Annotated in this window: 28 protein-coding genes; 23 read left to right on the forward strand and 5 right to left on the reverse strand. The window is 54.7% G+C overall.

The window, feature by feature from the left end:
* The first annotated feature begins 49 nt into the window (after positions 1-49).
* Positions 50-607 (forward strand): DcrB family lipoprotein, encoded by a 558-nt coding sequence (locus OGY72_RS21205; RefSeq protein ID WP_003827547.1) that lies wholly within the window; start codon positions 50-52, stop codon positions 605-607.
* 3 nt (positions 608-610) lie between these two features.
* Here OGY72_RS21205 and OGY72_RS21210 read toward each other — a convergent pair whose 3' ends face one another.
* A complete protein-coding gene (locus OGY72_RS21210; RefSeq protein WP_003827545.1) occupies positions 611-1828 on the reverse strand; it encodes an MFS transporter in 1218 nt (405 codons plus the stop codon).
* A gap of 133 nt (positions 1829-1961) precedes the next feature.
* Between OGY72_RS21210 and OGY72_RS21215 the strand changes: the two genes are divergently transcribed.
* The 20 genes from OGY72_RS21215 to acpT all read left to right on the forward strand — a co-directional run bounded on the left by OGY72_RS21215 (position 1962) and on the right by acpT (position 19117).
* Complete coding sequence (locus tag OGY72_RS21215) at positions 1962-3008, forward strand: AI-2E family transporter (RefSeq protein ID WP_003827543.1); 1047 nt, start codon at positions 1962-1964, stop codon at positions 3006-3008.
* A gap of 471 nt (positions 3009-3479) precedes the next feature.
* Positions 3480-3857, forward strand: coding sequence for a hypothetical protein (locus OGY72_RS21220; protein ID WP_122973906.1), 378 nt, complete (start codon positions 3480-3482; stop codon positions 3855-3857).
* Between the two features lie 68 nt (positions 3858-3925).
* Complete coding sequence (locus OGY72_RS21225; RefSeq protein WP_003827540.1) at positions 3926-4987, forward strand: class I SAM-dependent methyltransferase; 1062 nt, start codon at positions 3926-3928, stop codon at positions 4985-4987.
* Positions 4988-5027: 40 nt separating this feature from the next.
* Positions 5028-5750, forward strand: coding sequence for a beta-ketoacyl synthase chain length factor (locus OGY72_RS21230; RefSeq protein WP_003827539.1), 723 nt, complete (start codon positions 5028-5030; stop codon positions 5748-5750).
* Positions 5747-6562 (forward strand): lysophospholipid acyltransferase family protein, encoded by an 816-nt coding sequence (locus tag OGY72_RS21235; protein ID WP_003827538.1) that lies wholly within the window; start codon positions 5747-5749, stop codon positions 6560-6562. Before OGY72_RS21230 ends, OGY72_RS21235 begins: the two co-directional genes overlap by 4 nt.
* Entirely contained in the window at positions 6543-6800 is a 258-nt protein-coding gene (locus OGY72_RS21240) for a phosphopantetheine-binding protein (RefSeq protein WP_003827537.1), read from the forward strand. The genes OGY72_RS21235 and OGY72_RS21240 overlap by 20 nt, the downstream gene beginning before the upstream one ends.
* A gap of 12 nt (positions 6801-6812) precedes the next feature.
* Complete coding sequence (locus OGY72_RS21245; protein WP_003827536.1) at positions 6813-7064, forward strand: acyl carrier protein; 252 nt, start codon at positions 6813-6815, stop codon at positions 7062-7064.
* Positions 7065-7070: 6 nt separating this feature from the next.
* Positions 7071-7652, forward strand: a complete 582-nt coding sequence (locus OGY72_RS21250) for a COG4648 family protein (RefSeq protein WP_003827535.1) — start codon at positions 7071-7073, stop codon at positions 7650-7652.
* On the forward strand, positions 7649-9010 hold the full coding sequence (locus OGY72_RS21255) for an AMP-binding protein (protein ID WP_003827534.1): 1362 nt from the start codon (positions 7649-7651) through the stop codon (positions 9008-9010). Before OGY72_RS21250 ends, OGY72_RS21255 begins: the two co-directional genes overlap by 4 nt.
* A complete protein-coding gene (locus tag OGY72_RS21260) occupies positions 8997-9350 on the forward strand; it encodes an ApeI family dehydratase (protein ID WP_003827533.1) in 354 nt (117 codons plus the stop codon). Before OGY72_RS21255 ends, OGY72_RS21260 begins: the two co-directional genes overlap by 14 nt.
* A complete protein-coding gene (locus OGY72_RS21265) occupies positions 9341-11032 on the forward strand; it encodes a glycosyltransferase family 2 protein (RefSeq protein ID WP_286549293.1) in 1692 nt (563 codons plus the stop codon). The genes OGY72_RS21260 and OGY72_RS21265 overlap by 10 nt, the downstream gene beginning before the upstream one ends.
* A gap of 3 nt (positions 11033-11035) precedes the next feature.
* A complete protein-coding gene (locus OGY72_RS21270; RefSeq protein WP_003827529.1) occupies positions 11036-11458 on the forward strand; it encodes an acyl-CoA thioesterase in 423 nt (140 codons plus the stop codon).
* On the forward strand, positions 11455-12060 hold the full coding sequence (locus OGY72_RS21275) for a LolA family protein (protein WP_003827526.1): 606 nt from the start codon (positions 11455-11457) through the stop codon (positions 12058-12060). Before OGY72_RS21270 ends, OGY72_RS21275 begins: the two co-directional genes overlap by 4 nt.
* Entirely contained in the window at positions 12029-14350 is a 2322-nt protein-coding gene (locus tag OGY72_RS21280) for an MMPL family transporter (protein WP_191235941.1), read from the forward strand. The genes OGY72_RS21275 and OGY72_RS21280 overlap by 32 nt, the downstream gene beginning before the upstream one ends.
* Positions 14343-14927: a DUF3261 domain-containing protein gene (locus OGY72_RS21285; protein ID WP_003827523.1), complete on the forward strand. Its 585-nt coding sequence runs from the start codon at positions 14343-14345 to the stop codon at positions 14925-14927. The genes OGY72_RS21280 and OGY72_RS21285 overlap by 8 nt, the downstream gene beginning before the upstream one ends.
* A gap of 1 nt (position 14928) precedes the next feature.
* Positions 14929-16098 carry a beta-ketoacyl-[acyl-carrier-protein] synthase family protein gene (locus OGY72_RS21290; protein WP_003827522.1) on the forward strand — a complete coding sequence of 390 codons (1170 nt, stop codon included), beginning with the start codon at positions 14929-14931 and terminating at the stop codon, positions 16096-16098.
* Positions 16095-16571 (forward strand): hotdog family protein, encoded by a 477-nt coding sequence (locus OGY72_RS21295; RefSeq protein WP_003827520.1) that lies wholly within the window; start codon positions 16095-16097, stop codon positions 16569-16571. Before OGY72_RS21290 ends, OGY72_RS21295 begins: the two co-directional genes overlap by 4 nt.
* Entirely contained in the window at positions 16568-17299 is a 732-nt protein-coding gene (locus tag OGY72_RS21300) for a 3-ketoacyl-ACP reductase FabG2 (protein ID WP_003827518.1), read from the forward strand. Before OGY72_RS21295 ends, OGY72_RS21300 begins: the two co-directional genes overlap by 4 nt.
* Complete coding sequence (locus OGY72_RS21305; protein WP_003827516.1) at positions 17296-18525, forward strand: beta-ketoacyl-ACP synthase; 1230 nt, start codon at positions 17296-17298, stop codon at positions 18523-18525. Before OGY72_RS21300 ends, OGY72_RS21305 begins: the two co-directional genes overlap by 4 nt.
* Position 18526: 1 nt before the next feature.
* Positions 18527-19117, forward strand: coding sequence for a 4'-phosphopantetheinyl transferase AcpT (acpT, locus tag OGY72_RS21310; protein WP_003827514.1), 591 nt, complete (start codon positions 18527-18529; stop codon positions 19115-19117).
* Here the strand turns inward: acpT and OGY72_RS21315 are convergent.
* On the reverse strand, positions 19109-19615 hold the full coding sequence (locus OGY72_RS21315) for a phenolic acid decarboxylase (protein WP_008786388.1): 507 nt from the start codon (positions 19613-19615) through the stop codon (positions 19109-19111). The two genes, acpT and OGY72_RS21315, sit on opposite strands and share 9 nt — an antisense overlap.
* Before the next feature lie 99 nt (positions 19616-19714).
* Here OGY72_RS21315 and OGY72_RS21320 point away from each other — a divergent pair, with 99 nt between their 5' ends.
* Both OGY72_RS21320 and nikR read left to right on the forward strand, forming a co-directional pair.
* The gene (locus tag OGY72_RS21320; RefSeq protein ID WP_003827509.1) at positions 19715-20575 is read left to right on the forward strand and encodes a LysR family transcriptional regulator; all 861 of its coding nucleotides are present in this window, start codon (positions 19715-19717) and stop codon (positions 20573-20575) included.
* Positions 20576-20666: 91 nt separating this feature from the next.
* On the forward strand, positions 20667-21068 hold the full coding sequence (nikR, locus tag OGY72_RS21330) for a nickel-responsive transcriptional regulator NikR (RefSeq protein ID WP_003827507.1): 402 nt from the start codon (positions 20667-20669) through the stop codon (positions 21066-21068).
* Between the two features lie 104 nt (positions 21069-21172).
* On the opposite strand, the gene OGY72_RS21335 is transcribed toward nikR, so the two are convergent.
* From OGY72_RS21335 to OGY72_RS21345, 3 genes are read right to left on the reverse strand one after another with little or no spacing between them, the layout of a single operon-like run.
* The gene (locus OGY72_RS21335) at positions 21173-22297 is read right to left on the reverse strand and encodes an ABC transporter permease (protein WP_063941408.1); all 1125 of its coding nucleotides are present in this window, start codon (positions 22295-22297) and stop codon (positions 21173-21175) included.
* Positions 22297-25044 (reverse strand): ribosome-associated ATPase/putative transporter RbbA, encoded by a 2748-nt coding sequence (gene rbbA / locus OGY72_RS21340; protein WP_286549303.1) that lies wholly within the window; start codon positions 25042-25044, stop codon positions 22297-22299. The genes OGY72_RS21335 and rbbA overlap by 1 nt, the downstream gene beginning before the upstream one ends.
* Positions 25041-26108, reverse strand: coding sequence for an HlyD family secretion protein (locus tag OGY72_RS21345; protein ID WP_003827499.1), 1068 nt, complete (start codon positions 26106-26108; stop codon positions 25041-25043). The genes rbbA and OGY72_RS21345 overlap by 4 nt, the downstream gene beginning before the upstream one ends.
* Positions 26109-26161 lie beyond the last annotated feature (53 nt).

The raw sequence follows: 26161 nt of genomic DNA on the forward strand, positions 1-26161 counted from the left end.
AAGATGGACGAATGAGCCGTTATGGCCGTTTATCGAAAGGAAGAAGTCAATGCGCAATCTGGTTAAATATGTCGGTATTGGCCTGCTGGTTATGGGGCTTGCGGCCTGTGATAATAGCGATACAAAAGCGCCAGCCGAGGGTGCTGCCGCAGAAAGTAACGCCACCGGACAACCGGTCAGCCTGCTGGACGGCAAACTCAGTTTTTCCCTGCCAGCTGATATGACCGATCAGAGCGGCAAGCTAGGCACCCAGGCGAACAATATGCACGTATATTCTGACGCAACCGGCCAGAAAGCGGTGATTGTGATTGTTGGCGACAACACCAACGAAGATCTGGCTGTGCTGGCAAAACGTCTGGAAGATCAGCAGCGTAGCCGTGACCCTCAGCTGCAGGTCGTCACCAATAAATCTATTGAGTTGAAAGGCCACACGCTGCAGCAGTTAGACAGCATCATCTCGGCCAAAGGCCAGACCGCATACTCTTCCGTGGTGTTGGGTAAAGTGGACAACCAACTGCTGACGCTGCAAATCACGCTGCCTGCTGACGATCAGCAAAAAGCGCAGACTACCGCAGAAAACATCATTAACACGCTGGTTATCCAGTAACGGTTAAGACGATGACGCGGCCTCCGGTGACACCACCTGAGGCCGTTTTTTTAACCGCCAGGTCAGCAATAACGCCACCGCTACCAGCCCTGCCGCCGCCAGATAGATAACCGGCACACCCGCCCACGTCATGACCAGCCCGGCCAGCGGCCCGGTAACCCCCAGCGATAAATCCATAAACACCGTGTAGGTCGCCAGCGCAGCGCCCTGATTTTGCTGAGGAACGGCTTTTACCGCCACCACGCCCAGCGCCGGGAAAACCAGTGAGAACCCAGCCCCGGCCAGCAGAACGCCGATTTTCGCCATCCACGGCATCGAAGCCATCCCGACCAGTAACAGCCCGACAATCTCGACGCTAAAGCAGATCATCGCCACATTCAGCCCGCCTAAGCGGTTGATACCATTTGGGAACAACAAACGAGTACCGACAAACGTGCAGCTAAAAAGCGTCAGCGCGAATGCGGCGCCATCCCAGCCTTTGGCATCATAGAACAAGGTAATGAAGGTAGCGATTACCCCAAATCCAGCGGAGGCCAGGGCCAGCGCCATGCCGTACAACCAGACGCGCCCAAGCACCGCGCGAAATGGCAACGGTTTGCCTTTGCTGGCCTTCACCGCCGGACGAGGGAGCGCCAGCAGGATTGCCAACAGCGCCACGCCCATCACGGTCAGCGCCAGCCCCTGTAAGCCACCCCAGGCATAAAACAGAACACCCAGCGGCGCGCCTATCGCCATCGCGCCATAGGTCACGATGCCATTCCAGGAAATCACCCGTCCGATGTGCATTGAGCCAACCACCCCCACGCCCCACAGCGTAGAGCCGGTCCCGGCAAAGCTTTGCCCGATCCCGAGAATCACGCGCCCCAGACATAGCAGCAGCAAACTGGCCAACGGCCAGCCGTTCGTTGATCCCGCCAGTAAATAGCCCAGGCCACTTAAAAAGCAGCCGCACAGCCCAAATACCACAATTTTCTTTGGCCCCAGCAGATCGGCATAGCGACCGGCATGCGGACGGCTCAGCAGCGTAGCGAAATATTGCAGGCTGATGACCAGCCCAGCCCAGAAAGCGCTAAATCCCATTACATCATGGACGTAGCCAGGCAACACCGCGAGCGGCAGGCCGATGGTCAGGTAGCTGGCGAAGTTAAACATCACCACAGAAACAATACGCAGGTTCAGGCGTAAACCGCTAAGCGTCGGTTCAGCGACGGGTTCGGGCATGGAGGGTCACCACGTTTTCACAACAGTGTTTCATTTCTACCATGTTGCAGAGCAGAAATCAGTAGCCAGTTTAGGAATATCAGTCGCAAGCCAGCCGCTACACTTAATGCAAAAACGCAAACAGGAAGAAGACATGATAACCACCCAGCCCGATAAAACGGGTTTGCACATTTTGCTCAAACTGGCCGCTCTGGTGGTGATCCTCGCAGGTATCCATGCTGCGGCGGATATCATTGTGCAGCTGCTGCTGGCCCTCTTTTTTGCCATTGTATTGAATCCACTTGTCACCTGGTTTATCCGCCGGGGAGTCGGTCGCCCAATCGCTATTACCTTAGTCGTGGTGGTGATGCTGATCGTTCTTACGGCGTTGGTTGGCGTGCTGGCGTCATCAATCACTGAATTCATGGACCTGCTGCCAAAATACAATAAGGAGCTAACGCGCAAGGTTCTGTATTTGCAAGAGATGGTGCCTTTTCTGAATCTGCATATGTCCCCGGAGCGCATGCTGCAACGCATGGACTCTGACAAGCTGATGACCTTCACAACCACGCTGATGACGAGTCTTTCTGGTGCCATGGCCAGCGTCTTTCTGCTGGTGATGACGGTAGTTTTTATGCTGTTTGAAGTGCGTCATGTCCCCTATAAGATGCGTTTTGCGTTGAATAATCCGCAAATCCACATTGCGGGGCTACATCGGGCGCTGAAGGGCGTGTCACACTATCTGGCGCTGAAAACGCTGCTCAGCTTATGGACCGGTGCCATAATCTGGCTGGGACTGGCACTGATGGGGATTCAGTTTGCTCTGATGTGGGGTGTACTGGCATTCCTGTTGAACTACGTGCCCAACATTGGCTCGGTCATTTCCGCCGTCCCGCCCATGATCCAGGCACTGCTATTTAATGGCATTTACGAATGCGTGCTGGTTGGCGCACTGTTTCTGGTGGTGCATATGGTGATTGGCAACATTCTCGAACCCCGAATGATGGGGCATCGGCTGGGATTATCGACGCTAATCGTCTTCCTCTCTCTGTTGGTATGGGGATGGCTGCTCGGTCCGGTCGGCATGTTGCTCTCCGTGCCGTTAACCAGCGTATGTAAAATCTGGATGGAAACGACCACAGGCGGCAGCAAACTGGCCATTTTGCTGGGGCCAGGCAGACCCAAAAGTCGGCTTCCCTGAAAAACTACCAACCGAGGTAGTTTTTATATTTTTATATGACCGTTAAAATGACGCCAACGTAGTTATATATAGAAGCTTATCTTAAATAAAGAGTGAAAGGGATTTCATTCTTTATAAAGAAAATACATAAGCCAAGATGATGGTTTCTTTGCCAAAACGCATAAAAAAAAATGAATCCCCCCAAAGTATTTAACGTAAACTATCTACTTATCTTTAAAGGTTATTTTATTTGATACATTTTCTCTAAAAATCTATACTTCTCGCCAATGATGATGCTGAAAAATTTACGTTGAAGAAAGTCCTGGGGTATTACTATCCGGTCATCTCATTACCTTGCTACCAATCATATGAAATAAAATGCTAATTTAGCTTAAATATAATCATAGGCAATACAAGGTGCCCATGATTTCGGAGTTTATTATTTAACACGTATAAACGGTACTTTGATAGGGAGCTTTAATGAAACAGTATATTAAGTGGTTTGCGGCCATTGCCGTTGTCGGTGCTCTGGCGGGTTGTGCACGTACTGCGCCGATTGATCAAGTTCATACCAGTGTGAGCGCGGGACATACTCAGGACCAGGTTAAAACCGCGATCCTGAAAGCCGGTATTCAACGCCAATGGGTCATGTCTGAAGCCGGACCAGGTGTTATTAAAGCTCGCCAACAAACCCGCGATCATGTGGCTGAAGTCCGTATCACTTATACCGCCACCAGCTATGACATCAAATACGACAGCAGCCTCAACCTGCAGGCCTCTGGTGGAAAAATTCACAAAAACTATAACCGCTGGGTACGCAATCTGGATAAAGACATCCAGCTTAATCTGTCAGCCGGTGCCAATCTGTAATTATGCCTAAAGTCGGGCCGAAAAGGCCCGATACTCTTATTATCTGCCATTTAACAGGTTGTCCCCACATGTACGAACAGGATTCGCTTAGCGCACTGGATGCCATTACTGAAGCACAACGTATCGCCTTTGCCCCTATGCTTTTTCAAACCGCGTTGTGTCTGCGAAATGCGGGAGTACTCACCTGGCTAGACAAGCAAGGTAAACGCGGCGCCACGCTCGACGAAATTACCGAAAACAGCACCATCAACGAATATGCCGCCAGCATCCTGTTGGATATGGGGTTAAGTGGGCGAATCATTACCCACAAAGAAGGATATTATTACCTCGCTAAAGTCGGTCATTTTCTTTTACATGACACGATGACGCGCGTGAATATGGACTTCACTCAGGATGTTTGCTACCAAGGATTGTTCTATCTTGAAAATGCGTTGAAAGATGGAAAACCCGCGGGACTAAAAATTTTTGGCGACTGGCCAACAATCTATCCTGCGCTATCACAATTACCGCTGGCTGCGCGTGAAAGTTGGTTTGCTTTTGATCATTACTATTCAGATGGTGCATTTGATGCCGCATTGCCATATGTATTCGCCAGCGCCCCTGCAACCCTGTACGATGTCGGCGGAAATACCGGAAAATGGGCATTACGTTGTTGTCAGCATGATGACAATATTACAGTCACCCTCTTAGATTTGCCGCAACAAATTGCACTTGCCCGCGAAAATATAGAAAATGCAGGATTATCTCATCGCATAAATTTCCATGCTGTGGATATGCTTAGCGACTCGCCTTTACCTGACGGCGCTGATATCTGGTGGATGAGTCAATTCCTGGACTGTTTTTCCCCGGAACAAATTATCGCTATGCTAAGCAACGTTGCTCGGGTGATGAAGCCAGGCGCGAAGCTGTGCATTATGGAGCTGTTTTGGGATGCCCAAAAATTTGAGGCGGCCTCATTTAGCCTGAATGCGTCTTCGCTTTATTTTACCTGTATGGCGAATGGCAACAGCCGTTTCTACAGCGTAGAGAAGTTTTATCACTATCTGAATCAGGCAGGTTTTCAGGTAGATGAACGCCACGATAACTTAGGTGTTGGGCATACTTTATTGATATGTCAGAAGAAAAAATAAGAAACAATCGGAACAACCGATTTACCGCGGATACGCGTTGATGAAATTTGCTTTCAATATTATCGACTGGCAGGCCAGGGCGCCTGGGTTAAGCGAAACAGAACAGTGGCATGAATGGTCACGGCTTTCGCACGCCATCGATCCCACCGCGCCGTTGGCTAAGCTCAATGAGTTACCGATGATGACAGCTCGCCGCCTCAGTTCCGGCAGCAAACTGGCCGTCGATTGCGGTCTGGCGATGTTACGTCGTCATGATATCAATGCCGTTTTGTATACCAGCCGCCATGGTGAACTGGAGCGTAACTACAGGATCCTGCACGCTCTCGCGACTGAGCAGGCACTCTCACCGACCGATTTCGCCCTCTCTGTCCATAACTCTGCTGTGGGTAACCTGACCATCGCCGCGAAAAAACCGATTGTCTCCTCCTCGCTTTCTGCTGGCAGGGATACATTCCAGCAGGGGTTATGCGAAGTCATCGGGCTGTTGCAGGCGGGATATCAGCGCGTATTGATGGTCGATTTCGACGGTTTTCTGCCCGAGTTTTATCACCCACAGTTACCACCAGACATGCCAACATGGCCGTTTGCCGTCGCGCTGGTTATTGAATCCGGTGATAGCTGGCAATGTGAAACCCGTCCACACAGCGCACAGAGCGAGACAACATTGCCGCAAAGCCTGTTGTTTTTACAACATTACTTACAAGATGCCAGGGCGTTTACCCTGCCTGGCGAACGCGTACAGTGGCAGTGGAGTCAGGGATGAGCACGATGATCCTGCGGCTTAACCGGGTATGGCGACTGGTGATGACCGGTTTTTGCTTTGCCCTGTTTGGCCTCGGCGGGCTCCTCCTGTCTACGATTTGGTTTAACGTCCTGCTGATCGCGGTATGGGATAAAGCCCGACGTCGGCGTATCGCCAGACGCAGTATCGCTGCCAGTTTTCGTCTCTTCTTAACCGTGGCGAAGCGGCTAGGCGTGCTGGATTACCAAATTGAAGGACGAGACATTTTACGCAACGAACAAGGGTGTCTTGTCGTCGCCAACCACCCGACGCTCATCGACTATGTCCTACTGGCCTCGGTCATGCCAGAAACCGACTGTCTGGTGAAAAGTGCACTACTAAAAAATCCTTTTCTCGGCGGCGTAGTCCGGGCCGCAGATTATCTGATTAACAGCCAGGCTGATGCGCTATTGCCCGCTTGCCAGCAACGTCTGGAGCAAGGCGATACCATTTTAATTTTCCCCGAGGGAACCCGTACACGCCCCGGAGAAGCAATGACGTTACAGCGTGGTGCAGCAAATATCGCCGTGCGCTGCAGCAGTGATTTACGCATAGTGACTATTAACTGCAGCGAACAAATGCTGGATAAAGAAAGCCAATGGTACAACGTCCCATCTGTAAAACCGATGTTTACCATTTCAGTACACGAACGAGTTAAGATCGACCAATTTTACGACGCAAACTCACAAGAACCGGCGCTGGCCGCAAGGCAGTTGAACCGGCATCTTTTGCTTCAATTACAACCAGGTACTTTACCTCTTTCAGGAATTAATGATGCAAGCGCTTTATCTTGAAATCAAAAATCTCATTATAACGACATTGAATCTCGACGAACTGACAGCTGATGATATTGAAACCGAAGCGGCACTCTTTGGCGATGGCTTAGGTCTGGACTCAATCGATGCCCTGGAGCTGGGTCTGGCGGTGAAAAACGAGTATGGCGTGATCCTCTCAGCAGAGAGCGAAGAAATGCGTCAGCACTTCTTCTCCGTCGCCACGCTGGCATCTTTCATTCACGCGCAACGTGCCTGAGGATAGTCCGTTATGACCGAACAAAAAGCCATTTACGCTGAAGTTTCCTCGCTGCTGGTCAAGCTGTTTGAAGTTGATCCGCAAGATATCAAGCCTGAGGCGCGCCTGTACGAAGATTTGGAACTCGATAGCATCGATGCCGTCGACATGATCGTGCATCTGCAAAAGAAAACCGGTAAGAAAATCAAGCCGGAAGAGTTCAAAGCAGTACGCACCGTACAAGATGTCGTCGATGCGGTAGAACGCCTTCTCAAAGAAGCGTAATTCTCCGTGTCGGGCACACGCTCGTTGCCAGTCGTACAACTGCTGACAGGTCTACTGTTGCTGGCCTGGCCGTTTTTGATCTGGTTTGGCCTGGCGCATAACAGTCTGCACTGGTTGCTACCGTTGATGGCGCTACTCCTTTTTTTACGCTTTCGCCAGACCCGGCGACAGGCGGGGCCGCTGCGCGTCGTGACCCAGGTAGTGGCGGTCGCGGGTATAACCTTGTGCATTGCCAGTTATCTGCTCAAAACGCACCAGCTGCTGCTGTTTTATCCGGTAGTGGTAAACGCCGTTATGCTGTCGGTTTTTGGTGGATCGTTATGGTCAGCAATGCCCATTGTTGAACGTCTGGCACGACTGCGCGACCCAAATCTGCCCGATGCGGGCGTGCGCTACACGCGCCGTGTGACACAAATCTGGTGCGCCTTTTTCATCATCAATGGCAGCGTTGCGCTCTTTACCGCACTGAATGGCGATATGACCCTGTGGACCACCTGGAACGGCATGGTTTCCTATCTGCTAATGGGAACATTGATGGTAGGCGAGTGGTTAATTCGCCAACTGGTGATAAAACGAGATACCCAATGAAGCAGCCCCTCACACTCGCTCAATGGCTCTGTGCCCCACGTCCGGACGACGTTCCTGTTGCGTGGCAGGAAGAGCATACCTGGACGCTTGGCCATCTGCGCCATGATGTGGCCCAGTTGCTAGCATATCTGCGACAGCAGGAAGGTGAGCGCTGGGCATTGTGCTTCGAGAACAGCTATTTATTCATCGTCGCACTGCTGGCAACACTCCATGCCGGCAAAACACCGGTGATCCCAGGACATTGTCGCGTTTCGTTGTTAAACGAGCAGCACTTGCTGTTTGACGGCGTACTGAGCGATAAAGCGATGGACTGGCAGGGAACGCTGCGGGTGGTCAGCTCCGCCATGACATCCGTGGCTCACGACATCACGTTCCCAGCAATACGCAGTGACGCCTTTGTGGAGCTATTCACTTCCGGTTCGACCGGCCAGCCGAAACGCGTGATCAAACCGATCGCTCGTCTGGATAGCGAAGCGGCATTGCTCGCTACACGCTTTGCCGATCGTCTGGCAGGTTGCCGGGTGGTCGCGTCAGTGGTACCGCAACATCTGTATGGCCTGACATTCCGTATTTTTTTGCCGATGGCCTTAGGCCTGCCGCTGCACGCGGCGATGCTTTGGTATGCCGAACAACTGGCGGCGCTGAGCGCTGAGCATCGGTATGCGTTTATCAGCAGCCCGGCGTTTCTGAAACGCCTCGACCACAACCTGACACCGCCGCCGGTAGAACTGATTCTGTCTGCGGGCGGTATGCTGCCCTGGCAGGACGTCACGCAGGCTGCTGACTGGCTTAATGTCTGGCCCGATGAGATCTACGGCAGCACTGAAACCGGGATCCTTGCGTGGCGCTATCGCCATCAGGATGATGTGGCATGGCTGCCTTTTCCCGGCGTCAGATTCCAGCCAGAAGACGACGCATTTCGTGTGTTTTCACCGCTAATTAACGCTGATGATGGCCTGTTACTCGATGATGTTCTGCAGTTTATCGAAAACGGACAGTTCCGCCTGATGGGCAGACGCGGACGGGTGGTCAAAATTGAAGAGAAACGCATTTCACTCAGCGAAGTGGAGCAACGTTTACTGGCACTGGATGGTATCTGTGAAGTCGCGGCATTGCCGGTCTCACGTGGAGGACGTCAGGGCGTTGGCGTCCTGCTGGTACTGAATGACGAAGCCCGGCAACGCTGGCTTGAGTGCGGTGGTAAACCGCAAGAACTGACCTGGCGACGTTCGCTGCTGCCCTGGCTGGAGCCTGTCGCGGTTCCCCGCTACTGGCGGGTGATTGATGAGATTCCGGTCAACAGTATGAACAAGCGTGTCTATGCGCAATTACAGGAGTTATTTCATGAAACCCCATGAAATCGAGCGCCATCAGGCACTGCCTCATCAGGCTGAGATTGTTTTACAACTCGACCCGTCTCTGTTTTGGTTCAGCGGGCATTTTAGCGTGCAGCCACTGCTGCCGGGCGTTGCACAGCTGAACTGGGCGATGGATTACGCCACCACGCTGCTGGTCCCAGGCTGGCGTTTTCACAGTATTCAAAACGTGAAGTTCCAGTCACCGCTATTGCCAGAGGCCACTGTCACCCTGAGTCTGAGCTGGCAGGAAGCGCGTCAGATGCTCTCTTTTAGCTACCAGCGCCACGACGGTGACGTGCGCCATACCGCCAGCAGCGGGAAGATTCGGTTATGCCGCTGACCTTTTCCCCGTGCGTGTTGATCCCCTGCTACAACCACGGCGCGATGATGTCAGACGTGTTGGATCGTCTTCGGCCGTTCAATCTCCCCTGCATTGTGGTGGACGATGGCAGCGACGAGACTACACGAGATGAACTGGCACGCCTGGCGGCAGAATACAGCAATCTGACGTTAATTCGCCTGCCCATTAACGCAGGCAAAGGCGCAGCGGTTATTCGCGGAATGCAGACGGCGGCAGATGCCGGGTTCAGTCATGCCGTGCAGGTCGATGCCGACGGGCAACATGCCATTGAAGATATTCCCAGGCTGCTTGCATTGGCAAAAGAACATCCGACAGCACTGATTTCCGGACAACCGATTTACGATGATTCGGTTCCTCGCTCGCGCCTGTACGGTCGTTGGGTAACCCATATCTGGGTGTGGATAGAAACGCTCTCGTTGCAACTCAAAGACAGTATGTGCGGCTTCCGGGTATATCCGGTGGCCCCTACACTGCAACTTGCACAGCGCGTAACGCTCGGCAAACGGATGGATTTTGATACTGAAGTGATGGTGCGCCTCTACTGGCAAGGCAACACCAGCTATTTTATCCCCACGCGAGTCACCTATCCGCAGGACGGGCTATCCCATTTCGACGCGCTTAAAGACAATTTGCACATTTCATTGATGCACACTCGCCTGTTCTTTGGCATGTTGCCACGCATCCCCTCCCTGCTTTGTCGTCGTTCATCGACACACTGGGCGCAGCAACAGGAAGTCAAAGGGTTGTGGGGAATGCGCCTGATGCTACTGGTCTGGCGTGTACTGGGTCGCAAAGCCTTCTCCCTGCTGCTGTATCCTGTCGTCGGCGTATACTGGCTCAGCGCTTCAACTGCCCGAAAAGCCTCTCAACGCTGGATTAGCCGCGTAAGGGCGCAACTGATCACACGGAGGATGCCAGTACCGCCAAACCTGACCAGTTATCAGCATTTCCTGCGTTTTGGCGGCGCGATGCTGGATAAGATTGCCAGCTGGCGCGGTGAGCTGCACTTCGGTCGCGATGTGATTTTTGCACCAGGTGCAGAAACGACGCTGAATATCAGCGATCCTCGGGGAAAACTGCTACTGGCTTCACATCTTGGCGATGTCGAGGCCTGTCGGGCACTGGCCCAGCTACAGGGCAGTAAAACAATCAATGCGCTGGTATTTAGCGATAACGCCCAACGCTTTAAACAAATCATGCAAGAGATGGCCCCGCAGGCTGGATTAAATCTGCTCCCGGTGAACAGTATTGGTCCAGATACTGCCATTCTGCTCAAAGAGAAACTGGAGCGCGGTGAATGGGTAGCCATCGTAGGCGATCGCATCGCAGTCAATCCCCAACGCGGCGGCGAGTGGCGCGTGTGCTGGAGCCGCTTTATGGGGCAAAACGCGCCATTCCCTCAGGGCCCGTTTATTCTCGCGTCTATTTTACGCTGCCCTGTAGATCTGATTTTTGCCCTGCGCCAGCAGGAGAAACTCCACATCTACTGCGAACCGTTTGCCGACCCACTGCTCTTACCGCGCGCCACACGACAACAGGCATTACAGAATACTGTCGATCTCTACGCCGAACGCCTTGAGCACTATGCGCTTCAGTCGCCCCTCGACTGGTTTAACTTTTTCGATTTCTGGCAACTGCCGGATACCAATGACAAGGAGTAAAGGGTGCTTAACGATCCCCGCTTTACGGCTGAAGTCGAGCTAACTATTCCGTTTCACGACGTCGATATGATGGGCGTAGCGTGGCATGGTAACTACTTCCGTTACTTCGAGATTGCCCGTGAGGCACTGCTGAACCAATTCGATTATGGCTATCGGCAGATGAAAGAATCTGGCTATCTGTGGCCCGTGGTCGACACTCGGGTGAAGTATCGCAATGCGCTGACTTTCGAGCAGCGTATCCGTGTACGCGCCCAAATTAAAGAGTACGAAAATCGCCTGCGTATCGGCTACGAAATTTTTGATGCCGAAACAGGTAAACGCGCCACAACAGGCTACACCATCCAGGTCGCCGTCGACGAAAAAAGCCGTGAACTGTGCTTTGTCAGCCCGGATATTCTGTTTGAACGGATGGGAGTGACACCATGAAATTATGGCCATTGCTCGTGCTGCTCGTCAGCCCTTTCGTCAGTGCCCTGACGCTCGACTCCCTACAACAGCGTTTTACCGAACAACCGGTGGTTCGCGCCCACTTCGATCAAACCCGGACGATAAAGGATCTGCCGCAGCCGCTGCGATCTCAGGGCAAGATGTTGATCGCCCGCGACCAGGGGTTGCTGTGGGATCAAACCTCCCCGTTCCCGATGCAGCTGCTGCTGGACGACAAACGGATGGTTCAGGCAATTAACGGTCAACCACCGCAGACCATTACCGCTGAGAATAACCCGCAAATGTTCCAGTTTAATCATCTGCTACGGGCGTTATTCCAGGCGGATCGTAAAGTGCTGGAACAAAACTTCCGCGTGGAGTTTGCAGACTTAGGAGAAGGTCGCTGGACGCTACGCCTGACGCCAATCACCACACCGCTGGATAAGATTTTTGCGACGATTGATTTAGCCGGAAAGACTTACCTGGAGAGCATTCATCTCAACGATAAGCAGGGGGATCGCACCGATATCGCGCTTTCCCAACACCAACTAACGCCAGCGCAACTGACCGATGACGAACGCCAACGCTTTGCCGCCCAGTAAACGCCCCGCGCTGTTATGGGGAGTCGTCTGCCTGCTTCTGCTGGGCATCTTTCTGACGTTGCTACCTCAGGCCCGCCTTAACAGCAGCGTGCTGGCCATGTTGCCAAAGCAGACGCTGGGCGCTATACCTCCGGATCTGAACGAGGGATTTATGCAGCGCCTTGACCGTCAGGTGGTCTGGCTGGTGAGTCCCGGTAAGCAACCGGACCCAGCGATAGCCCGGGACTGGCTGGCTTTACTGCAAAAATCGCACGCGCTAGCCCAGGTAAAAGGTCCAATGGATGCCGACAGCCAGCAGGCCTGGGGGGCATTCTTCTGGCAACATCGTAACGGACTTATAGATAACGAGACCCGCGCCCGGCTGCAAAACGGCGGCGAAGCACAGGGCCAGTGGATCCTGTCCCAACTTTACTCCGCATTCTCCGGCGTCAGTGGCAAAGAGCTACAAAACGATCCTTTCATGCTGATGCGAGGCTCGCAGCTGGCCATGGCCAAAACCGGGCAGCGTCTGCGCCTGATGGACGGCTGGCTTGTCACCCAGGATGAGCAAGGCAACTATTGGTATCTGTTACATGGCGAGTTGACCGGCTCATCGTTTGATATGCAACAGACGCATCAATTGGTCACCACGCTGAATACGCTGGAAGGTGAGCTCAAAGCCCACTATCCACAGGCTCAACTGCTGTCTCGCGGGACGCTGTTCTATAGCGATTACGCCAGCCAGCAGGCGAAACAAGATATCTCTACCCTCGGCATAGCCACTGTGCTCGGGGTGATCCTGCTCATCGTGGCTGTATTTCGTTCGCTGCGTCCACTGCTGCTGTGCCTGATTTCGATTGGCATTGGTGCGCTGGCGGGGACCGTCGTCACGCTGCTGATTTTTGGCGAGCTCCATCTGATGACGCTGGTGATGAGCATGAGCATCATCGGTATTTCCGCCGACTATACGCTCTACTATTTGACCGAACGGATGGTGCACGGTGCGGAAACATCGCCATGGCAAAGCCTTGCCAAAGTGCGCAATGCCCTGCTCCTGGCTCTACTCACCACCGTAGCGGCTTATCTGATTATGATGCTGGCCCCCTTCCCCGGTATTCGCCAGATGGCGGTATTCGCGGCGGTAGGTCTGAGCGCCTCCTGCCTGACGGTCATTTTCTGGCACCCGTGGTTGTGTCGTCGGTTGCCGGTACGCCCAGTGCCGGCAATGGTACTCATGCTACGCTGGCTTGCTGCATGGCGGCGGAATAAGAAATTATCCGTTGGCCTGCCGGTGGCGCTGGCGTTGTTCTCGTTGGCAGGTATGGCGACGCTACGCGTAGACGATGATATCTCCCAGTTACAGGCGCTGCCGCAGGAAATTCTTGCTCAGGAAAAAGCAATTACCGCCCTGACCGGGCAAAGCGTCGACCAGAAGTGGTTTGTGGTGTACGGCAAATCCGCTCAGCAAACGCTGGAGCGGCTGGAAACCTTTATCCCCGCGCTGGAACAGGCAAAAAAAGACGGGTTACTCAGCGGATATCGCACCATTCCGCTGAATTCACTCGCCCGGCAACAGCAGGATCTGTCTCTGCTAAAAGATGCCGCGCCCGCCATCACGAAAGCCTTAAACAACGCCGGTCTGGCAACGGTGAACCCCGATCTTAGCGCCATGCCCGTAACCGTCGATGCCTGGCTTGCCAGCCCGGCCAGTGAAGGCTGGCGCTTGCTATGGTTGTCTCTGGCTGATGGCGAAAGCAGCGTACTGGTTCCCGTTGAAGGGGTGAAACAAAGTGATGCTTTAAATACGCTCAGCGCGAAATATTCCGGCGTGGCGTGGGTGGATCGTAAGAGCAGCTTTGACAACCTGTTTGCCCTTTATCGCCATATTCTGACCGGTCTGCTGTGCATTGCGCTGGCGGTGATTGCCTGTGGCGCCGTCATTCGGCTTGGCTGGCGTAAGGGCTTAATTAGCCTGGTCCCCTCAGTGCTGTCTTTAGGTTGCGGTCTGGCGGTACTGGCCCTGAGCGGTCATGCGCTCAACCTGTTCTCGCTGCTGGCACTGGTGCTGGTACTGGGAATTGGCATTAACTACACGCTGTTTTTTAGTAATCCACGCGGTACGCCACTGACATCGCTGCTGGCTATCACGCTGGCGATGATGACCACGCTCCTGACGCTCGGCATGCTGGTCTTTAGCGCCACTCAGGCAATCAGCAGTTTTGGCATTGTGCTAGTGAGCGGTATTTTCACCGCCTTCCTGCTGTCACCGCTGGCTATGCCAGGAAAAAAGAGAAAAAAAGAAGATGATTAAACAGACATTCTGGCGTACCGCTGCGCTCGTCGCCACGTTGCTGCTGGCCGGTTGCAGCCACTCGCAGCCGGAACAGAAAGGCCGCCCGCAAGCCTGGTTAGAGCCGGGGACTCGTGTAACGCTACCTGCCCCGGGGATTTCTCCCGCGGTGAATTCACAACAGCTACTAACCGGAAGTTTCAACGGCAAAACTCAGTCACTGTTGGTCATGCTCAATGCTGATGACAAGAAAATCACACTTGCCGGGCTGTCATCAGTCGGCATTCGCCTGTTCCTCGTGACTTACGATGAAAAAGGACTGCACACCGAGCAATCGATCATCGTTCCACAATTGCCGCCAGCCAGCCAGGTGCTGGCTGACGTGATGCTCAGTCACTGGCCGATTAGCGCCTGGCAACCGCAATTACCCACAGGCTGGACGCTCGTCGATACGGGTGACACGCGTGAGCTGCGCAATGCCCGCGGCAAAGTGGTCACGGAAATCACGTATCTGAATCGAAAAGGAAAACGCGAACCGATCAGCATTGAACAGCACGTTTTTAAATACCACATCACCATTCAATACCTGGGTGACTGAGATGATCTACATTTCTGCCGTTGGCATGATTAATGCGTTGGGCAATAACACTGATGAAATCGCAGCCAACCTCACTCGTGGCGTAGCGCCGGGAATGCGCCCGCGCACGGGCTGGCTGCAAGGACACCCATCCGCAGTGTTAGCAGGCGTTGACGGTGAGCTGCCCGCTATTCCTCAGCACTTTAGCGCTCATCGTTCGCGCAACAACCAGCTATTGCTGGCAGCACTGATGCAAATCCAGCCACAGGTGGACGACGCTATCGCCCGATTTGGTCGCGATCGTATTGCTGTTGTTCTCGGCACCAGCACCTCCGGTCTGGATGAGGGTGACGTTCACGTAGATTTGATGCTCAACGGCAAAGAGAGCACTGACTGGCGCTATCCGCAACAGGAACTGGGCGATCCGTCGCGTTTTCTTAGCCACTGGCTGGCGCTGGATGGCCCGGCCTTTACGCTCTCAACCGCCTGCTCGTCCAGTGCAAGGGCTATCATGAGCGGACGTCGTTTGATCGAATCAGGTCTGGTCGATATCGCCATTGTCGGCGGTGCGGATACGCTAAGCCGAATGCCAATCAACGGATTCCACAGTCTGGAATCACTCTCCCCAACGCTGTGTCAGCCGTTTGGCCGCGACCGTTGTGGGATCACCATTGGCGAAGGCGCCGCATTGATGGTATTAACCCGCGAGCCACAGCCTATCGCGCTCCTTGGCGTCGGCGAATCCAGCGACGCGTACCATATTTCGGCTCCCCATCCACAGGGGGAAGGTGCCATTCGCGCCATCGGCCAGGCGCTTAACGACGCAGGAATGACGCCGGAACACGTGGGCTATATCAATCTGCACGGAACCGCCACACCGTTAAATGATCAGATTGAGTCCAACGTCGTGAGCGCGCTATTTGGCGAAACGGTCCCGTGCAGTTCAACCAAACATCTGACCGGGCACACGCTGGGCGCTGCGGGGATCACCGAAGCAGCGATCAGTATGCTGATTCTGCAACGCGAACTGCCGCTGCCACCGCAGGATTTTAGCCAATCGCCACGCGATGAAACATTGCCAGCCTGCGGCATCATTGAACAGCCGCAGTCGCTGACTCGCCCGGTTATCTTGTCTAATTCGTTTGCCTTCGGTGGCAATAATGCCAGCATCCTGCTCGGGAGAACCTCATGAGCCACTTTTTACCACCGGGTGACTATTTACCGCATGATGCGCCGATGCTGCTTCTTGAAGAGGTCGTCAGTGTGGCGGACGAAACCGCCACCTGCCACGTGACAGTATCAGCAAACAGCGTACTGGCCCCTTTTCTCGACCCTGATGGCAATCTGCCTGGCTGGTTCGCACTAGAACTGATGGCGCAGACCATTGGCGTCTGGTCTGGCTGGCACCGCCAGCAACAAGGTCAGGCGAGTATTACGTTAGGCATGGTACTGGGCGCACGTGAGTTAGTCTGTGCTACAGGTGTTCTGCCTGCCGGGAAGAAGCTGAGCATCCATGTCAAATTGCTGATGCAGGATGCACGATTCGGTAGCTTTGAATGTGCCATCCAGGCAGACAACGAGACGCTGGCAACCGGTCGAGTCAACACCTTCCAGCCAACATCAGAAGAAATTAACACGCTATTTCAACAAGGAGCGTCCACATGAGCCGTTCAGTTTTAGTTACGGGTGCCAGCAAAGGTATCGGTCGCGCCATCGCCAGACAACTGGCCGCGGACGGTTTTGTGGTCGGCGTACACTATCATCGCGATGTGCAAGGAGCACAAGAAACGCTGGATGCTATCCTCGCCGCTGGCGGCGTAGGGCGCCTGTTGACATTTGACGTTGCCAATCGCGAGCAGTGCCGTGAAATACTGTCGCAAGATATTGAGGCAAACGGCGCATGGTACGGCATTGTCAGCAACGCTGGAGTCACTCGGGATGCCGCTTTCCCTGCGCTCAGTGATAACGACTGGGATTCGGTGATCCATACCAACCTCGACAGCTTTTACAACGTCATTCATCCGTGCATTATGCCGATGATCAGCGCACGCCAGGGGGGCCGTATCATCACACTGTCTTCGGTTTCGGGCGTGATGGGCAACCGCGGTCAGGTCAATTACAGTGCGGCAAAAGCCGGAATTATTGGTGCCACCAAAGCGCTGGCTATCGAACTGGCAAAACGCAAAATTACCGTAAACTGCATTGCGCCGGGACTCATTGATACCGGGATGATCGAGATGGAAGAAGCCGCATTGAAAGAGGCGATGTCGATGATTCCCATGAAACGAATAGGTCAGGCTGAAGAAGTCGCCGGGCTTGCCAGTTATTTAATGTCGGATGTGGCGGGCTATGTAACTCGCCAGGTGATTTCCATCAATGGAGGGATGTTATGACACGTCGTGTCGTGATTACAGGCATGGGCGGCGTCACCGCCTTTGGGGAAAACTGGCAGGCTGTCTCCGCCAGGTTATTGGCATATGAAAATGCGGTACGCAAAATGCCGGAGTGGCAGGTTTATGACGGACTGCACACACTGCTGGGAGCGCCGATCGACGACTTCACTCTGCCGGAACACTATACCCGCAAGCGAATTCGCGCCATGGGGCGCGTATCGCTGATGTCCACCCGCGCAACAGAGCTGGCGCTTGAGCAGGCCGGGCTGATTGGCGATCGGGTACTGACTAACGGTGAAACCGGGATCGCTTATGGTTCATCAACCGGTAGTACCGGTCCAGTGAGCGAGTTCGCGACCATGCTGACCGAGAAACACACCAATAACATCACTGGCACGACCTACGTGCAAATGATGCCGCATACCACTGCCGTTAACACCGGATTGTTTTTCGGTCTGCGTGGGCGAGTCATCCCGACATCCAGCGCCTGCACATCCGGTAGCCAGGCAATTGGTTACGCATGGGAAGCCATTCGACACGGTTATCAAACGGTGATGGTCGCCGGCGGTGCAGAAGAGCTGTGTCCTTCCGAAGCCGCCGTGTTTGATACGCTATTCGCGACCAGCCAGCGCAACGACGAACCGAAAACCACCCCCTCCCCGTTCGATGAAAAACGCGATGGTCTGGTCATCGGAGAAGGCGCAGGTACGCTAGTGCTGGAAGAGCTGGAACACGCTAAAGCGCGCGGAGCAACGATTTATGGTGAAATCGTTGGCTTTGCCACTAACTGCGATGCTGCCCATATCACCCAGCCGCAGCGCGAAACAATGCAGATTTGCATGGAAAAATCACTGAATATGGCAGGTATTAGTGCCCGGGATATCGGCTATATTTCAGCGCACGGAACCGCAACCGATCGTGGTGATGTTGCAGAAAGTCAGGCAACCTCTGCAATTTATGGTGATAATGTTCCGCTATCCTCGCTTAAAAGCTATTTTGGACATACCCTTGGCGCTTGTGGCGCACTAGAGGCCTGGATGAGTCTGCAAATGATGCGTGAAGGCTGGTTTGCGCCTACGCTAAATTTGAGTCAGCCAGATGCCAATTGTGGCGCGCTGGATTACATTATGGGTGAAGCCCGCAAGATTGATTGCGAGTTTTTGCAGAGCAACAACTTTGCGTTTGGCGGCATAAATACTTCTATCATCATTAAACGTTGGCCGTGATATGTACCGGATCGTTCTTGGGAAAGTTTCTGTTTTAAGCGCTGGCGCACTGCCTGCCGCACTGAGTGAGCAAGCGCCGCAAGGTGCTCGCCGTGCGCGCTGGCTGGCAGGTCGCGTGCTGCTTTCCCATGCCCTTTCGCCATTACCGGACATCGTCTATGGCGAGCAAGGAAAACCGGCCTTTTCTGCTGACACGCCGCTGTGGTTCAATCTCAGCCACAGCGGTGATGATATCGCCCTGCTGCTCAGCGACGAAGGGGAAGTCGGCTGCGATATTGAAGTCGTGCGCCCGCGCGATAACTGGCAAACGCTGGCAAATACGGTATTCAGTCTTGGTGAACATGCCGAAGTCGAGGCCGAACGCCCGGAGCAACAGCTGGCGGCGTTCTGGCGCATCTGGACGCGTAAAGAAGCTATCGTGAAACAGCGCGGCGGTAGCGCCTGGCAAATCGTCAGCGTCGACAGTACCGCGCTAACTTCCTCACTCTCCGTCAGCCAGTGCCAGCTCGATACCCTGAGCCTGGCGGTGTGCACCCCCACGCCGTTTACCCTAACCGCAGACGCCGTGCAGCGCCTGGAAGCTTTAGCGTAAATTTTCCGGGAAGTTTTTCGGCAGCTCGCTCGCCGCACAGGCAATAACGTCATCGTTGTTCGCGCCGCAGTCACGTACGAAAGTGATGGTCGCGAACTCATCAATCACCTCGGTGGGATACGCCGGGCCGGCATCGCGGTACGACATCATCAGCGGAATATGGTCATTCTGGAAGCAGACCGTTTTTTCCGGATTATTGATCACCCAGCGAGGGAAAAAGATGGTGCCGTGAAAGAGTTTGTCACCCAGGTTTACGATCAGGCTGACGTCGGTCCCGGTCGGTTCGGTCCACGAAATTTTATAAACGCTCTCCCCGACCCGCACAATATAGGCCCGCTGATCTTTCACCCAACGATTTCCCACAATACCGCTGTGAATGCGGTAATCCAGCGTAGTGTCGTTTTTCACGTAGATCTCGTAATTCCAGCCATTATCGTAGGTATAGACCAGATGTTTGCCGACAAATCCGCTCAAATCATGTTTATCAAACGCGCTCATATTCGTTCTCCTCTTACTTGATGTGAGGATCTTAACGCTTCAAAAATTGGATGAATAACGCTATGTTTGCATCAAATTCATTCAATTATTAGATGAGTTATGCACAAAACAACCCTCGAGCAGTGGGCCCTATTGGAGAAAGTGGTGGAGCTGGGCAGCTTCGCTAAAGCGGCGGAAGAGACCAACCGTAGCCAGTCTTCGGTAAGCTACAATCTGGCACTGTTACAGGAGCGACTTGGCGTAACGCTGCTGACCCCGGAAGGCCGCAGGGCTGTCCTGACCCCGGCCGGAGAGCTATTGCTCAATCAGGTCAAACCGTTACTGAAGGCCTTTTTATGGGTGGAAACCCGGGCCGCAACGTTACAAAACGGTACGCGAACGCGGCTGGATTTGATGGTAGATAGCATCTTCCCACGCAAACGCTTGTTCGCCATTCTCAAACAGTTTCAGCAGGCCTGGCCGCAAACGCAGGTGCGTCTGACCGAAGTCCTGGAGAATGGTGATGCTCGACTGGCAGCACATGCCGATGCGGACGTAATGGTCCTGACCCGGCGTCAGGATGTCACCGGACGCGGCGAATGGCTGATGAATATTGACTTCGTGGCCGTGGCCCACCGCGATCACCCACTCTGCATGCTGGATGCGCCGCTGAATGAAGACGCATTACGTGCCTGGCCGCTGATTCGCATTGCCGATCGCGATAACCCACAACAACCGGCTCGTGATGCCTGGACCTTCTCGACCATTGATGCCGCGATTGATGCGGTGATGTATCAGGTCGGTTACGGCTGGCTGCCTGAGGAACGTATTCAGACGCAGCTTGATCAGGGGCTTTTACGCCCACTGCCGTTAAGCCATGGTGCTCGCCGCGCCACGCCTTTGCATCTGATCGTTAAAGATACGCTTGCCCCGCTGGATGAACAGGTCAGTACTCTGCTGCGTTTATTGCGAGAACATTAACCTTTTCCCCGGATGCCGGACGTGTGTTACAAAATACGCTATTCCCCTTACTCCCTGTGCGCCAACGCGCCACATGAAAGGTTAACTGCAGATGCAACGAGTCACCATTACCCTCGATGACGATTTACTGGAAACGCTCGACGGCCTGAGTCAGCGCCGTGGCTACAACAACCGTTCCGAAGCGATCCGCGATATTCTGCGTGGCGCACTGGCGCAGGAAACTACCCTTGAACACGGCACTCAGGGCTTCGCGGTGCTCTCGTATGTTTATGAGCATGAGAAGCGTGATCTGGCCAGCCGTATTGTTTCTACCCAACACCACCATCACGATTTATCGGTCGCCACGCTGCACGTGCACATCAACCATGACGACTGCCTGGAAATCGCCGTGCTAAAAGGCGACATGGGCGATGTGCAGCATTTTGCCGATGACGTGATTTCCCAGCGCGGCGTGCGCCACGGCCATTTACAGTGCCTGCCGAAAGAAGAGTAATTGCCTGTTTCGTTGCGGGATGCCGGATGGCGGCTACGCCTTATCCGGCCTACGTCTGTTACCGTCTGTAGGCCAGGCAAGCGAAGCGCCCCCGGCAATAATGATTACGCCATCGTGCCAATCGTCTTTCTGAAACGCAGCAGTGCTATCAGGAAGAACGCGCTACCAATCGCCAGCAGCGTCAGAAACTGCGGCCAGACAATGTCAAACCCTGCGCCGCGGTAAAGTATCGCCTGCGCGAGGCTGACAAAATGGGTCGTTGGCATGGTCAGCATAATGTCCTGCACCGCCTGCGGCATGCTTTCACGCGGTGTGGAGCCACCTGAGAGCATCTGTAACGGCAGCAGCACCAGAATCATCAGCAGTCCCAACTGCGGCATGGAACGCGCCAGCGTGCCCATAAAAATGCCGATCGAGGTGGTGGCGAACAGGCTCAGCGCCACGCCCAGCATAAACAACGGAATTGAACCTTCAATCGGCACCCCGAGCACGCCTTTCACCATCAGCATCAGCGACAGACCGGAAACCACCAGCACCACCAGCCCCATCGACCAGATTTTTGCCATCATAATCTCAAACGGCGTCACCGGCATCACCAGCAGATGCTCAATAGTCCCGTGCTCGCGTTCGCGGATCAACGCCGAACCGGTCAGCACAATCGCCAGCATGGTGATGTTATTGATGATCGCCATCACCGCGCCAAAACGGGCGGGTTCCAGATTAGGGTTAAAGCGCATGCGCATTTCCAGTGCCACCGGCGGCTCATTGTTATCGCGGTAACGCGCCACAAAGCTGTTCACCTCGCCGCTGATGATATTCTGGATATAGCTGTTGCCGGTAAACGCCTGGCTCATCCGCGTGGCATCGACGTTAACCTGTATATCCGGTTGTCGTCCGGCCAGCACATCACGCTGAAAGTCAGGCGGAATGTTTACGGCGAAGGTATAGCGCCCGGCGTCCAGCCCGGCATCCATTTCATCGGCAGTGATCATCTCCGGCGGTAAAAACCACGGGCGATAAAAGCTATTCACAATCCGATTCGACAACTGCGACTGGTCCATATCGGCAATAGCAATCGGTGCCAAATGCAGCGAACCCGGCAGGACAGTCGCGGAAGAATAAACCGAAACCGTGAAGGCGAAGACGATCAGCGTCAGCATCGCTTTGTCACCCAGCAGGCTGCGCAACTCTTTGATGCCGAGGTTATAAATATTGCGTAATCGGCGCATCACCCCTCCTGTTTTTTCAGCAGTAATACGCTCAGACCAATCACCACCGGAATGGCTACCGCCAGCGGAATAAACAGCGGCCAGAGATCGGTCAGATCCAACGCTTTAGAGAACGTTCCACGCGCGATGGTCAGAAAATGGCTGGTCGGATAAATTTCACCAATCCACCGACCCGGCCCTTCCAGCGAGGCAACTGGATCGATCATTCCGGAAAACTGCGTCGCCGGGATCAGCGTAATAATCGCCGTACCAAAAATGGCCGCGATCTGGCTTTTCATAAACGTGGAGATTAACAGCCCCAGCCCGGTGGCAATGGTGACGTACAGCAGCGCTGCCAGCGTCAGGGTCACAAAGCTCCCCTTATGCGGGACGCCGAACACAAACACCGACAGCGCGCACAACAGCAGGAAGTTCAGCATACCCAGCACGATGTACGGCAACTGTTTGCCGAGTAAAAACTCGCTGCGGGTCGTGGGCGTAACGTACAGGTTGATAATCGACCCCAGCTCTTTCTCACGCACTACGCTGAGGGCGCTGAGCATGGAAGGGATCATCATCAACAGCAGTGGGATCACCGCCGGAACAATCGCCGGCAGACTCTTCACATCCGGGTTGTAACGATAGCGAGTTTCAATGGTCATCAGCCCGTTTTGCCCGCTGGCATTGGGCTGACGCGCCATCACATCCTGCAGCCAGGTCTGGTGCATCGCCTGCACGTAACCCCTGACCGTTTCAGCACGGCTTGGCATTGCACCATCGACCCAGACGCCAATCTTCACCGGCGTTCCACGCGCGATGTCGCGGCCAAAATTTGGTGGAATTTCAATTGCTACCGCAACTTCGCCTGAGCGCATCCGTTTGTCCAGCTCGTCATAACTGGTGAGCGGCGGTTGCTCGATAAAATAGCGCGAACCCGCCAGATTCAGCGTCCACGCCTGGCTGCTGACGGTCTGGTCACGATCGAGCACCGAAAAACGCAGGTTTTCCACATCCATGCTGATGCCGTAGCCCATGATAAGCATCAGGATCACCGTGCCCATCAGCGCCAGCGTTGAACGTACCGGATCGCGCCGTAGTTCCAGCGCTTCACGGCGGCTGTAGCTGAATAAGCGCCGCAGGCTAAAACCTTGCCGCGGCGGCTTACTGTTTTCATGCACTGTCGGGACATTGGCTGGCGCCAACTGAGTTTCCGGCGCCGGGCCTGCCGCTTCCTGCAACCAGGAGATAAACGCCTCTTCCAGACTGGCAGCTCCACGCTGTTTCACCAGTTCCTGCGGCGTACCGCTGGCCAGTACTTTTCCGGCGTGCATCAGCGACATGCGGTCGCAGCGCTCCGCTTCGTTCATAAAGTGGGTGGAGATAAAAATGGTCACTTTGTCCTGACGCGACAGATCAACCATCAGTTGCCAGAACATATCCCTCGCCACCGGATCGACCCCGGAGGTCGGTTCATCAAGAATGAGCATCTCCGGACGATGGATCACCGCCACCGCCAGCGACAGGCGTTGACGGATCCCCAACGGTAGCGCACCGGGCAGCGCATCTTCGACATCGGTCAGCGAAAAGCGCTCACTCATCTCCTGCACCCGACCAGGGATTTCTGCTTCGGGGATATGGAACAGCCGCGCATGTAGTTCGAGGTTTTGCCGGACGGTCAGCTCGCTGTAGAGCGAAAATGCCTGCGACATATAGCCTACCCGGCGGCGGGTATCGATATTTTTCGGGTCAACCGCTTGCCCAAACAGCCACGCCTCGCCTTCGCTTGCGGGCAGCAGTCCGGTGAGCATTTTCATGGTGGTGGATTTACCGCAGCCGTTGGAGCCGAGAAAACCGAAGATTTCCCCGCGCGGAATGCGGAAGTTAACGTGGTCCACCGCCACAAATTTACCGAAGCGCATGGTCAGGTTTTTCGCCTCGATGGCAATCTCTTCCTGCTCAGCGTGATACGGCGGGATCACTACCGGTTTATGCGCCTGCCGCTGGGCTTCAGGTAACAGCGCGATAAACGCCTGCTCCAGCGTGTTGCTGTTGGTTTGCTCACGTAGCTGCTGCGCGCTCCCGGTGGCTAACACCTCCCCGGCGTTCATCGCCACCAGCCAGTCAAAGCGCTCGGCTTCTTCCATATAAGCGGTCGCAACCAGCACGCTCATGTTGGTCTGCCGCTGGCGAATGCTGTTAATCAGATCCCAGAACTGGGCGCGGGACAGCGGGTCGACCCCGGTGGTGGGTTCATCGAGAATTAACAGTTCCGGGTCGTGGATTAACGCGCAGCACAGCCCCAGCTTTTGCTTCATCCCGCCCGAGAGTTTCCCGGCAGGACGGTCGCGAAACGGTGCCAGTCCGGTGCTATTCAGCAGCTCGGTAATCCGCGCCTCACGCTCCGCTTTGTCATGCCCAAACAGGCGGGCAAAGAAATCGACGTTCTCATATACCGACAGCGTGTGATACAGGTTTTTCCCCAGCCCCTGCGGCATCCAGGCAATGCGCGGGCAGACATCCCGGCGATGTTTTGGGTCGCGCATATCGCCACCCAACACCATCACGTTGCCGTGTTCAATGACCCGCGCGCCGGAGATGAGCGACAGCAGGCTCGATTTTCCGACGCCATCCGGGCCAATCAACCCCACCATACAGCGGGCAGGGATATCCAGCGTGATATTGTTCAGCGCTACCGTTTTCCCGTAATGCTGACTCACGCCGTCAAGGTGCGCCACGGGAGGAACGGGAACCAGCGCCAGATGCGTCATTGCGGCAACCTCACCACCAGGTCGTCAGGCCAGGCGCGACTTTCATCAACACGCACCCACGCCATGCCCGGCAGACCGGTTTTCACGTACTCCAGATGCTGCTGCAACAGCTCTGGCGGGATACGCGCTTTGACGCGAAACATCAGTTTCAGCCGTTCATCGCTGGTTTCGACCGTTTTCGGCGTGAACTGCGCGACGCTAGCCACAAAGCTGATGGTCGCCGGAATACGCAGATCCGGCGCAGCATCCAGCACCAGCCGCGCTTCTCCGCCAATCTTCAGTAAACCAGCCTGTTCGGTTGGCAAGAAGAACGTCATGTAGACATCGCTGAGATCGACCATATTCAGCACGCGACCGCCTGCGGAAAGCACCTCGCCCGGTTCAGCTACGCGGTACTGTACGCGGCCATCGCGCGGGGCTTTCAACTCGCTGTCATCAATATCAGCCGCAATACGACGTTCGGTAGCCTGCGCGGCTTCTACGCGGGTTTGCGCCTGAATGATACTGGTACGAGCGGCTTCAATGGCGGCTTTTGCCGCAGAGACCTGCGCCTTTGCGGATTCCAGTGCAGCGCGTGCGCTTTCTGCCGCAGCCCTGTCGTCATCCAGCTGTTGCTCAGACACAGCCCCACGCTGAGATAGCGAACGGGAGCGGACGTGGCGTTTAGAGACCGACTGCAGTTCCGCCTCACGCTGTTTTACCACCGACTGCGCGGCGCGCATTTCACTTTGCCGCTGCTCTAACAGCGCCCGCGCCGCCGCCACCGCACTTTCGGCCTCTTTGATTTGGGCTACCGCTTCCAGCCGCTGCTCCTGCAGCACGCGGGTATCCATTTTCGCCAGCACCTCACCCTGACGGACGAACTGCCCTTCCGACACGAGGATCGTGTCAATTCGCCCGGCAATCTTGGTGGCAATATCCACTTCAGTGGCTTCAATTCTGCCGTTGCTGGCTGCAAACCCTTCCGGTATTCCCGCAGGACGAAGCATCCACCATGCTATCGCGGCCACCACGACCAGGATGCCCGCCACCCACCACATCATATGACGTTTAAACTTATCCATATTCGACCCGCCGTAATCCCTGTTATTAAACGATGCGTGTCACAAAGCCCACT

Source organism: Citrobacter sp. Cpo221 (assembly GCF_030332345.1).
GTDB classification, from domain to species: Bacteria; Pseudomonadota; Gammaproteobacteria; order Enterobacterales; family Enterobacteriaceae; genus Citrobacter; species Citrobacter portucalensis.